Here is a 10,117-nt window from a genome sequence, read left to right as displayed (position 1 = left end):
TCGCCGGGGGGGGGGGGGCCGGCGCCCCCCACCCGCCCCACCGCGGGGGGCTGTCCGGCGGCCCGGCGGGGGCGCGCCCCGCCCGCGCGCCCACCGGACGGCACCCGGGCGCCGCCCCCGCGCCGCCCGGTTCCCGGAGTGGTCCTAAGCCCCTCCCACCGCCGCGAGCAGGGCCAGGGGAGCCGCCGCCGAACGGGACTCCCGTACGCAGGCGTGCGGATAGGGCACCGGCTGGGGGTGGGTGTCACGGCCGTAGCCCGCGATGACCTCGGGGAGACGGTGACCGGTGGCCGTGGCCGCGTCCACGAGCGCGTGCGCCACCGTACGGGCCTCGTCGTGCAGCCCGTACCGCGCGAGCCCCAGCGTGATCAGGGCGTTGTCGTGGGGCCAGACGGAACCGCGGTGGTACGACAGCGGGTGGTACGCGGCCTGGCCGGAGGCCAGCGTGCGCACACCCCAGCCGGAGAAGAAGTCCGGTTCCAGGAGCCGCCGGCCGACCAGCTCGCCGTACTCCTTGTCCAGCAGACCGGACCACAGCAGATGGCCCGCGTCCGAGGCGAGCGCGTCGACATGGCGGCCGTCGCCGTCCAGCGCCAGCGCCGGGAAGGCCCGGTCCCTCATCCAGAAGTCCCGCTGGAAACGGTCCCGCAGATCGGCCGCGGCCTGTTCCAGCAGCGCCGCGTAGACCTCGTCGTCCCAGACCGTACGGGCCAGGTGGGCGGTGCGGCGCAGCGCGTCGTACGCGTACCCCTGCGCGCCCGCCGCCATCACCGGGCCGCTGGGGCGGCTGCCGTCGGCCGAGCAGATCGCGCCCGGGGAGTCCTTCCAGTTCTGGTTCGCCAGGCCGCCGCCGTCCGCGCGGTAGACGAGATAGCCGCGTGAGGTCAGCCCGCCGTGGTCCAGCATCCAGCCCACCGCGGCGCGGGCGTTGGGCTCCAGGCGGCGGGCCAGGGCGAGGTCGCCGGTCTGCTCGGTGTAGGCGCCGAGCAGCACCAGGAACAGCGGGGTCGCGTCCACCGAGCCGTAGTACCGCCCGTACGGCACCTGCCCGAAGTGCGCCAGCTCGCCGTGCCGCACCTCGTGCACGATCTTGCCGGGCTGGGCGACCGCTCCCGCCCCCACCTCGACCGCCTGGGTCGCGGCCAGCGCGGGCAGCGTGGCGGCGGCGAGGGCGGGCCGGTAGGGCAGCGCGAACAGGGAGGTGAGCAGCGCGTCGCGGCCCAGCAGGGTGAGGAACCAGGGCACCCCGGCGGCGGGCACCCGCAGTTCCTCGCCGTCCAGGCCCGTCGCCGGCACCTGGAGGACGGCCAGGTCCGACAGGCCGCGCGCGCAGGCCGCGGCCAGCTCGGGCCAGCCGGTCGGGAACGGCACCCCCTGCGCGAACTCGCCCTCCAGGGCCAGGACCTGCTCGTTGACCGCGGCGGGCGAGGCGGGGACGCGCGGCTCGTGGGTGGCGCCGTGCGGACGGGCCGCGACGCGCAGTGCCAGCTCCGCCGAGCCGTGCGGTTCGAGGCCGAGGGTCCAGACGAGCCGGCGGGCGCCCGTGCCCGTCTCCTCCACCCCGTCAGGGGCGGGCTCGGCGGTGACCGTCGTACGGGACCGCCACTCCCCGCGCCGGTAGCTGAACTCGACCCCGTCGTCGAGGACCTGGCGCTGGCGGACGACCCCGGTCTTGGCGTACGTGCGGTGGTCGGAGCGCAGTTCGAACTGGTCCGTGAAGTCGGCGTCCGCGGTGACCGCGATCCGGACCGTGGTGGCCGTCGGGCGGTTGCTGGTGACCCGCAGCGCCTCCACGAACGACCCCTCGGAGACGGCCTGTTCGCGGAAGAGCGTGTAGGCGGGCGGTTCGTTGCGGCCGCCGCGCGGCACCAGCACGCAGCGGGCCGTGTCGCCGTCCGCGACGGGCGTGAGCGCCTCGGGCACCGCGCCGTCCACCGTCAGCTGCCAGCGGCTGAGATGCCGGGCGTCCCGCACGAACAGCCCGTCCGGGGAGTTGCTGCCCCGCACTCCGCTGATGTCCCCGCCGTCGCCCACGGCGGCGAACGTCCCACCGTGCACGAGCAGATGATGCCGGTCCGTCATCCCCGGTCCCCTCCCTTGGCTTCCGTTCCGCATGCGCGTGCGCGCCGTTGTGCACCGCCGACGCGGTGGTCACCGTCGGCGTCGTCGCCGGGTGCCGTGTCGGTCAACGCTTCGCGCCCCCAGGGGGACACGACCTCTTCCGCCCCGGAGGGCTCGTGCAGCAGATCGAGCGTCAGCGCCGCCGTCCAGCTGAAACCGAGCGCTCCGCAGGCCTCGCCGGTGAAGGGGTCCACGTACTCCGCGAACCCGGATTCCCCGGCCGTGTCCAGCAGGGCGGCCCGCAGCGCGTCGGCCCGTCCGTGTTCCCCGTGCAGCCGCAGTCCGCGCTCCAGCAGCCAGTTGGTGTTGAACCAGGCGGGCCCGCGCCAGTAGCGGTGCGGATCGAACGCCTCGCCGGTCAGGTCGTAACTGGGCGCGAGACGGGCCGCGGCGCCCAGTCCGAAGTGCGGGCCGCCCGCGGTCCGTGCGAGCGTGGCGGCGATGTCGCGCGGCAGCGCGGGCAGCACGAGCGGCAGCAGCCCGGCGACACTGCGCTCACGGATCAGCGCCCCGCGCCCGCCGGCCCGCTCGTCCCGGCACAGGAACATGCCCTCCGCCGGGTCCCACAGCCGCTCCACCAGGGCCGCCGTCAGCCGCTCCGCGCGGGTGTGACGGGCCGTCCCGGTGGCGCCCAGTTCCCGCGCGATCCGGGCCAGCGCGTGTTCCGAGGCGATCAGCAGGGCGTTGAACAGGGGGTCCTCGACGGCGAAGTCGCCGCCGCCGTCGGCGTATCCGCGGTCCCGGTAGTCCGCGGCCAGCCGGACGTACCGCCCGTAGTCGAGGTCCGTCGGCCGGTCCTCGGCGGCACCGTGGTCGAGGTCGGCGCGCCGGAAGGAGCGGGCCGGCGCCGGCGTGACCCGGCTCAGCGGGGCGTCCCAGCACGGACTGTTGTCCATGCCCTGCTCCCACGGATGGACCACGCTGGCGAGGCCGCCGCCGCCCAGGTCCCTGCGGTGCAGGAGATAGCGGTGCCAGGCCGCCAGGCGGGGATACATCCGGGAGAGGAACGAACGGGACCGGGACAGCCCCGGGTCCGCCCGGTGCACCAGCCACACCGCGAGCGCGTGCACCGGTGGCTGCACGATCCCCGAGGTCTGTACCGTGCGCGGGGCGCCCGCCGCGCGCCCGGCGGTCGAGGAGCGCCAGAAGTCGGGGCTCGGGAAGTACGCGTCGAGCGGGACGGAGGGGTTGAACACGATGTGCGGGACACGCCCGTCGGCCCACTGGGCGCGGAACAGGGTCTCCAGCTCCGTCTGCGCCCGCAGCGGGGACAGGTGGCGCAGGCCGATCGCGATGAACGCGGAGTCCCAGGACCACTGGTGCGGATACAGGCCGCGCGAGGGGACCGTGGATGTTCCGGTCCAGTTCTCGTCCAGCACCCGGGACGCCCTGAGGTGCAGCGACGCGGACGGGCCGCCGGGATCGTATACGGGTGGTCCGCCCCGGACGACGTCGTCCGCGCGGGTCGGGGAGGGCGGTCCGGAGGCGTGCGCGGGAGTGCCGATGGTGCTCACGGGGGCAACGGGTCCCCTGTGCAGTGCGGTGAGCTGGGTTGTGCTGTCCACTCAGGTCTCCCCGAAGACGTCCGGCCAGCCGGTTCGGCAGTATCTGCCGTAGGGTTACGTCTATTTAACACGCAAAACTCAATATGTAATGCAGAGTTGGGGAACGCAAGAGGGTGCGCATGACGGAAAAGGCGGGGAGGACCGTGAAGACCGGGAACCAGGCAAGCGCCGGAGAACTGCTCGAACTGGTGCGCAGCGGCCGGGCCACCACGCGCGGGGCGCTCCAGCGGGCCACCGGTCTGTCGCGGGCCACGGTCGGCCAGCGTCTTGACCGGCTGTTCCGCGCGGGCTGGCTGCGCGAGGGGGCGGGCGGCCCCGTGGACTCGCCGCTCGGCGGACGCCCCTCCATCACCCTGGAGTTCGACGACGAGCACGCCGTCGTCCTCGCCGCCGACCTCGACACCCGGCACGGCAGGGCCGCCGTCCTCACCCTGACGGGCGAGATCCTCGCCGAGCACGCGGGGCCCCTGGTGATCGACGACGGCCCCGAGGCGGTCCTCGGCGAACTCGGACGCTGGTTCGCCGAGCTGGCCGCCAAGTCCGGCCGGGGCGCGGACGCCGTCTGCGGCATCGGTGTGGCGGTGCCGGGCCCGGTGGACAGCGAGACCGGCCGCGTGGTCCAGCCGCCGATCATGCCGGGCTGGGACGGCTACGACATACGGGGCCGGCTGGGCCGCGCCTTCGCCGAGCACGCGGGCACCGGCGCCGGCACCCCCGGCGTACCCGTGCTCGTGGACAACGACGCCAACCTCATGGCGTACGGGGAGCAGCGCTCCGGCTACCCCGACTGCTCGGCGTTCGCGCTGGTCAAGGTCTCCACCGGTATCGGGGCGGGCATGGTCGTCGGCGGCACCGTCTACCGGGGGATCGACGGCGGCGCCGGGGACATCGGGCACATCCGGGTGGGCGCCGACGCGCTGTGCCGATGCGGCTCGTACGGCTGTCTGGCCGCGGTCGCCAGTGGCGGTGCGGTGGCGCGCCGGCTCGCGGAGGCCGGGGTCCCGGCCGCGTCCGGCTCCGACGTGCGCGCGCTGCTGGCGGCCGGGCACCCCGAGGCGACGGCCCTCGCGCGGGAGGCCGGCCGGCAGGTCGGGGACGTCCTGGCGACCGTGGTGACCCTGCTCAATCCGGGCGTGCTGATGATCGCCGGGGATCTGGCCGGAACTCCCTTCCTCACCGGCGTCCGGGAGCTGCTGTACCAGCGGGCGCTGCCCCGTTCCACCGCTCATCTGGACGTGGTGACCTCCCGGCTCGGCGAGCGGGCCGGACTGGTGGGCGCTGGCGCGCTGGTCGTGGAGCACCTGTACGCGCCGGAGCGGGCCGAGGAGCGGCTGGCCGCGCTGGGCGTCTGAGCGGGGGGTCCGTCGCGGTGTCGGTGCACGACGGCGCGGGTCACCCGTGAGGGGGACCGGGGTGTCGCCGAGCGGCTCACCCGTGCGAGGCATCGGTGGGTGACGTCCGTGTGTCGCGTCCGGATCGCGGTCCGCATGATGAAATCTGGGCCCCTAGGGTGGCGTGATTCTCGCCACCCTTGATAGGGGTCACGCTCAGATGAGCGGATCTTGAGCGACTGCACTTCCCTAAGGGGTGGCACTGAGTGCCACCCTCTGATCGTTCATCGATTAAACTCAGACGTGGTGAAGCGTGCTCACCTGAGCGCTCAAAGGGCTCAGGATGGGCCCGTTCGTTCAAGAAGTGAAAACATCCACCCCCGATGACTTGCCAAGCCTTGACTTTGGATCCGGTGGCGGACGACTGGTTACAGGCGCATGACGCGCAAGTGGACGTACCCAGACGCCTTCGATCTGGGTATGTTCCCCGTCGTCAGGGCAGCCACCGCGACGTCGAGGAGTCAGGCTCGTGTCGGAAAACAAAGATCCCCACGTAACCGGAAACGGCGTTGGCGGAGCGAAGTTCGTTTATGACTTCACCGAGGGAAACAGGGACCTCAAGGACCTGCTCGGCGGCAAGGGTGCCAACCTCGCCGAAATGACCAACCTGGGCCTTCCCGTCCCGCCCGGCTTCACCATCACCACCGAGGCGTGCAAGACCTACCTCGACAGTGGCGAGGAGCCCGCGGCACTGCGTGACGAGGTGAGTGCGCACCTCGACGCCCTGGAAGCCACGATGGGCAAGAAGCTCGGCCAGGCCGACGACCCGCTGCTCGTCTCCGTCCGCTCCGGGGCGAAGTTCTCCATGCCCGGCATGATGGACACGGTCCTGAACATCGGGCTCTCCGACAAGTCCGTGCAGGGCCTCGCCAAGCAGGCAGGCGACGACCGCTTCGCGTGGGACTCCTACCGCCGTCTGATCCAGATGTTCGGCAAGACGGTCCTCGGCGTCGACGGCGAGCTCTTCGAAGAGGCCCTGGACGCGGCGAAGACCCTCAAGAACGTCACGGTCGACACGGACCTTGAGGCGGCCGACCTCAAGAAGCTCGTCACCAAGTTCAAGAAGATCGTCAAGACCGAGGCCGGGCGGGACTTCCCGCAGGACCCGCGCGAGCAGATGGACCTCGCCATCCACGCGGTCTTCGACTCCTGGAACACCGACCGCGCCAAGCTGTACCGCCGCCAGGAGCGCATCCCGGGCGACCTCGGCACGGCCGTCAACGTCTGCTCGATGGTCTTCGGCAACCTCGGCCCCGACTCCGGCACCGGCGTCGCCTTCACCCGCGACCCCGCCTCCGGCCACCAGGGCGTCTACGGCGACTACCTCCAGAACGCCCAGGGCGAGGACGTCGTCGCCGGCATCCGCAACACGGTCCCGCTCGCCGAGCTGGAGTCGATCGACAAGAAGTCGTACGACCAGCTCATGCAGATCATGGAGACCCTGGAGAACCACTACAAGGATCTCTGCGACATCGAGTTCACCATCGAGCGCGGCCAGCTCTGGATGCTCCAGACGCGTGTCGGCAAGCGCACGGCGGGAGCGGCCTTCCGCATCGCCACGCAGCTCGTCGACCAGGGCCTGATCGACGAGGCCGAGGCGCTCCAGCGGGTGACGGGCGCCCAGCTCGCGCAGCTGATGTTCCCGCGCTTCGACGAGGACGCGAAGGTCCAGCAGGTCGGCCGGGGCATCGCCGCCTCGCCGGGCGCCGCGGTCGGCAAGGCCGTCTTCGACTCGTACACCGCGGTGAAGTGGTCCCGCTCCGGCGAGAAGGTCATCCTGGTCCGCCGGGAGACCAACCCCGACGACCTGGACGGCATGATCGCGGCCGAGGGCATCCTCACCTCGCGCGGCGGCAAGACCTCCCACGCGGCCGTGGTCGCCCGCGGCATGGGCAAGACCTGTGTCTGCGGCGCCGAGGAGCTGGAGGTCGACACCAAGCGGCGGCGGATGACCGTGCCCGGCGGGCACGTCGTCGAGGAGGGCGACCTCATCTCGATCGACGGCTCCAGCGGCAAGGTGTACCTCGGTGAGGTCCCCGTCGTCCCCTCGCCGGTCGTCGAGTACTTCGAGGGCCGGATGCACGCGGGCGCCGACGACGCCGACGAGCTCGTCGAGGCCGTCCACCGGATCATGGCCTTCGCCGACCGCAAGCGCAGCCTGCGCGTGCGCGCCAACGCCGACAACGCCGAGGACGCGCTGCGGGCCCGCCGCTTCGGCGCCCAGGGCATCGGCCTGTGCCGCACCGAGCACATGTTCCTCGGCGACCGCCGCGAGCTGGTCGAGCGGCTGATCCTCGCGGACACCGACGCCGAGCGCGAGGAGTCGCTCAAGGCGCTCCTGCCGCTCCAGAAGAAGGACTTCGTCGAGCTGTTCTCGGCGATGGACGGCCTCCCCGTCACCGTCCGTCTCCTGGACCCGCCGCTGCACGAGTTCCTGCCGGACATCACCGAGCTGTCGGTGCGCGTCGCGCTCGCGGAGTCCCGCAAGGACGCCAACGAGAACGACCTGCGCCTGCTCCAGGCGGTGCACCGGCTGCACGAGTCGAACCCGATGCTCGGCCTGCGCGGTGTGCGCCTCGGCCTCGTCATCCCGGGCCTGTTCACCATGCAGGTACGGGCCATCGCCGAGGCGGCCGCCGAGCGCAAGAACGCCAAGGGCGACCCGCGCGCGGAGATCATGATCCCGCTCGTCGGCACCGTCCAGGAGCTGGAGATCGTCCGCGAGGAGGCCGACCAGGTCATCGCGGAGGTCGAGGCGGCCACCGGCGTGCAGCTCAAGCTCGCCATCGGCACGATGATCGAGCTGCCGCGCGCCGCGCTGACGGCCGGCCAGATCGCCGAGGCGGCGGAGTTCTTCTCCTTCGGCACGAACGACCTGACCCAGACGGTGTGGGGCTTCAGCCGCGACGACGTGGAGGCCTCCTTCTTCACGGCGTACCTGGAGAAGGGCATCTTCGGCGTCAGCCCGTTCGAGACGATCGACAAGGACGGCGTCGGCTCCCTGGTGAAGTCCGCGGTCCAGGCCGGCCGCGCCACGCGCCCCGACCTGAAGCTCGGCGTCTGCGGCGAGCACGGCGGCGACCCCGAGTCGGTCCACTTCTTCCACGAGGTCGGACTCGACTACGTCTCCTGCTCCCCGTTCCGCATCCCGGTCGCCCGCCTGGAAGCGGGCCGCGCGGCCTCCACCTCGCAGGGCAGCGACCACCGCTGACCCCGTCGAAGACCCCGGAGCCGCCGTCTGTCCCCGACCCTCAAGACCGATGGGCGGCGGCCCCGGCCCACGAGAAAGGGCGACACCCTGTGCGGGGGTGTCGCCCTTTCGGGCATGCTCTGCGGCGACTGTCAAGCTACGTCGCTGACCAGGAGAAATGGCGTTGGTCGGCGTTGGCTGCCGTTGAACCCGTGCGAGGCCGTTGTGCCCTCGTTGTGCCCTCCCGCTGCGGTGGGGTCCTGCCACGGGTCGGCCCCGATAGTTCACCTACCGGGTGGGCTTCTTCGTCAGGGCCTCAGCGAGGTCGTCCATGGAGCCGATCACCACATCCGCTCCGGCCTCGGCCAAGGACAGCTCCTTGCCGGCCCGATTGGCATAGCCGACAGACCTGGTCTCCGCCGCGATGGCTGCCTCAATGTCGCTCACTGAGTCGCCTACGAGCGTGCAGTGTTCGGGGGCGACACCCAACCGAGATGCGGACACAAGAAGCAAATACGGTGATGGCTTCATTCGGCTCGGTTCGTAAGTAGGACGGCCAACGATCTCTTGCACGAGAGAAGTCAAGTCATGTTGGTTGAGGAATTCCCTCACACACTCTGCGGAATTATTGCTGACGATCGCTACGGTACGCCCCGATGACCTAGCGGCTTCGAGCGACGCAACCGCGCCGGGAGTCGGATCTCCTGCTACTTTAACGGCCGCAAGTTCCGCTTCAATTAGGCGGTCTTCCACGGCTCTCAGCGCATCCGATCCACCCTGCGGCGAGATGCGGAGGGCATCCATGAAGTCAAGGCCCTCCATTTTCTCCGAGAGCTTCGGGTCGAAACTTTGCATCACGTCGACCAGGCTCCTAGCGACTTCTGCCGCCGGGATCCCGGCGAATACCTCGCATACGGGCCCGTCGAAATCAAAGAAGACGCTCTGGGCGGTCGAGATGGCTCCTGTCAGAGCCTCACTGGCCATCGGGATTGAAGTCCCTTCCGATAGTGGTCCATACGCTGTCGAACCACATCCGCGCTTGGTCTACCTGCTGGGCTCCGCTTGAAGACTCGCCCTCGTTTATTGAGTAGTGAAACAAGGTTGCATCAGGGCCGATCAAGTCGAAGATTTCGACAGCTTCTCCCTGAACGACCACCTTGTTGGGGCGAATGGGGTAGTAGCCGAAGAACGCGTCTTCCTGGTTGATCACGTAGAGCTTGAAAAACTGAGTTCCACTGTGAACCCGAACCTGAACCAGAGCCTCAGGGACTAGGCCGAGAAGTTTCAACTCGTGTACCTGGTTACTGATGCCTCGGGTGAAACCGACCATCAGATCGTGCATGCGCATCCGTAGACGGGGGTCGTCCGATCGGTCGCTTTTCAGTACGGGAGCTGCTTGAGGAACATACATATCGGGGACCAGGATTCGAATATTGATACTGGCCGGGGTCAGGCGGCCTACTCGAATCTTGTCGATCGGATCTTGCAAGGCTGCGTGCAGAGTTTCGCTTGAAAAGCCAGCGAAGTCGATGAACACATCCTGGTTCGTAAACGCTTGCTCAACGTATGGACGGAGACCGGCGGGTCGCTCGGTCCTGTTCCGAACGTAGACCCCACTTCCCTTGCGGGATACGACCAAGCCCTCATCCTCAAGGTCTCGAAGGGCCCGCTGGATCGTAGCTCGGGCGAATCCGTACAACTCGGTCAGCTTGTTGTGCGAGGGCAGCTTTTCGCCCGGCGCCAACTTCTTCGTGCGGATGGCCGCGCTGAGGCTGCTCACCACCTGCTCGTACGGCGGCCGGCCGTCATCCGGGTCCAGAGGTTCAGGCGTGAAGGTCATGCGCCAATGC

6 protein-coding genes are annotated in these 10,117 nt (G+C 70.3%); 2 read left to right on the top strand and 4 right to left on the bottom strand.

Going from position 1 to position 10,117, the window contains the following annotated elements; all coding sequences use genetic code 11:
* Positions 1 to 144 precede the first annotated feature (144 nt).
* Together ACFWI4_RS19510 and ACFWI4_RS19505 are read right to left on the bottom strand one after the other, a co-directional pair.
* Positions 145 to 2,082, bottom strand: coding sequence for a glycogen debranching N-terminal domain-containing protein (locus tag ACFWI4_RS19510; RefSeq protein ID WP_387197610.1), 1,938 nt, complete (start codon positions 2,080 to 2,082; stop codon positions 145 to 147).
* Positions 2,079 to 3,521, bottom strand: a complete 1,443-nt coding sequence (locus ACFWI4_RS19505) for a hypothetical protein (protein ID WP_387197627.1) — start codon at positions 3,519 to 3,521, stop codon at positions 2,079 to 2,081. Before ACFWI4_RS19505 ends, ACFWI4_RS19510 begins: the two co-directional genes overlap by 4 nt.
* A 284-nt stretch (positions 3,522 to 3,805) precedes the next feature.
* Here ACFWI4_RS19505 and ACFWI4_RS19500 point away from each other — a divergent pair, with 284 nt between their 5' ends.
* Entirely contained in the window at positions 3,806 to 5,038 is a 1,233-nt protein-coding gene (locus ACFWI4_RS19500) for an ROK family protein (RefSeq protein WP_387197607.1), read from the top strand.
* A 508-nt stretch (positions 5,039 to 5,546) separates the two neighbouring features.
* Positions 5,547 to 8,288 (top strand): pyruvate, phosphate dikinase, encoded by a 2,742-nt coding sequence (gene ppdK / locus ACFWI4_RS19495; RefSeq protein WP_387197604.1) that lies wholly within the window; start codon positions 5,547 to 5,549, stop codon positions 8,286 to 8,288.
* A gap of 267 nt (positions 8,289 to 8,555) precedes the next feature.
* On the opposite strand, the gene ACFWI4_RS19490 is transcribed toward ppdK, so the two are convergent.
* Positions 8,556 to 9,251 (bottom strand): HAD family hydrolase, encoded by a 696-nt coding sequence (locus ACFWI4_RS19490; protein ID WP_387197601.1) that lies wholly within the window; start codon positions 9,249 to 9,251, stop codon positions 8,556 to 8,558.
* Positions 9,241 to 10,107, bottom strand: a complete 867-nt coding sequence (locus tag ACFWI4_RS19485; RefSeq protein ID WP_387197598.1) for a GntR family transcriptional regulator — start codon at positions 10,105 to 10,107, stop codon at positions 9,241 to 9,243. The genes ACFWI4_RS19490 and ACFWI4_RS19485 overlap by 11 nt, the downstream gene beginning before the upstream one ends.
* Between the last annotated feature and the right edge of the window lie 10 nt (positions 10,108 to 10,117).

This window comes from Streptomyces sp. NPDC127038, assembly GCF_042725875.1.
In the GTDB taxonomy this organism is placed as follows: Bacteria; Actinomycetota; Actinomycetes; order Streptomycetales; family Streptomycetaceae; genus Streptomyces.
Note: the sequence above shows the minus strand (reverse complement) of the source record. Positions and strands in the feature narration are given on the sequence as shown.

Excerpts from the sequence above, each read along its gene's own strand:
- ACFWI4_RS19510 (WP_387197610.1), bottom strand. The coding sequence starts at position 2,082 with ATGACGGACCGGCATCATCTGCTCGTGCACGGTGGGACGTTCGCCGCC.
- ACFWI4_RS19500 (WP_387197607.1), top strand. The coding sequence starts at position 3,806 with ATGACGGAAAAGGCGGGGAGGACCGTGAAGACCGGGAACCAGGCAAGC.
- ACFWI4_RS19490 (WP_387197601.1), bottom strand. The coding sequence starts at position 9,251 with ATGGCCAGTGAGGCTCTGACAGGAGCCATCTCGACCGCCCAGAGCGTC.
- ACFWI4_RS19485 (WP_387197598.1), bottom strand. The coding sequence starts at position 10,107 with ATGACCTTCACGCCTGAACCTCTGGACCCGGATGACGGCCGGCCGCCG.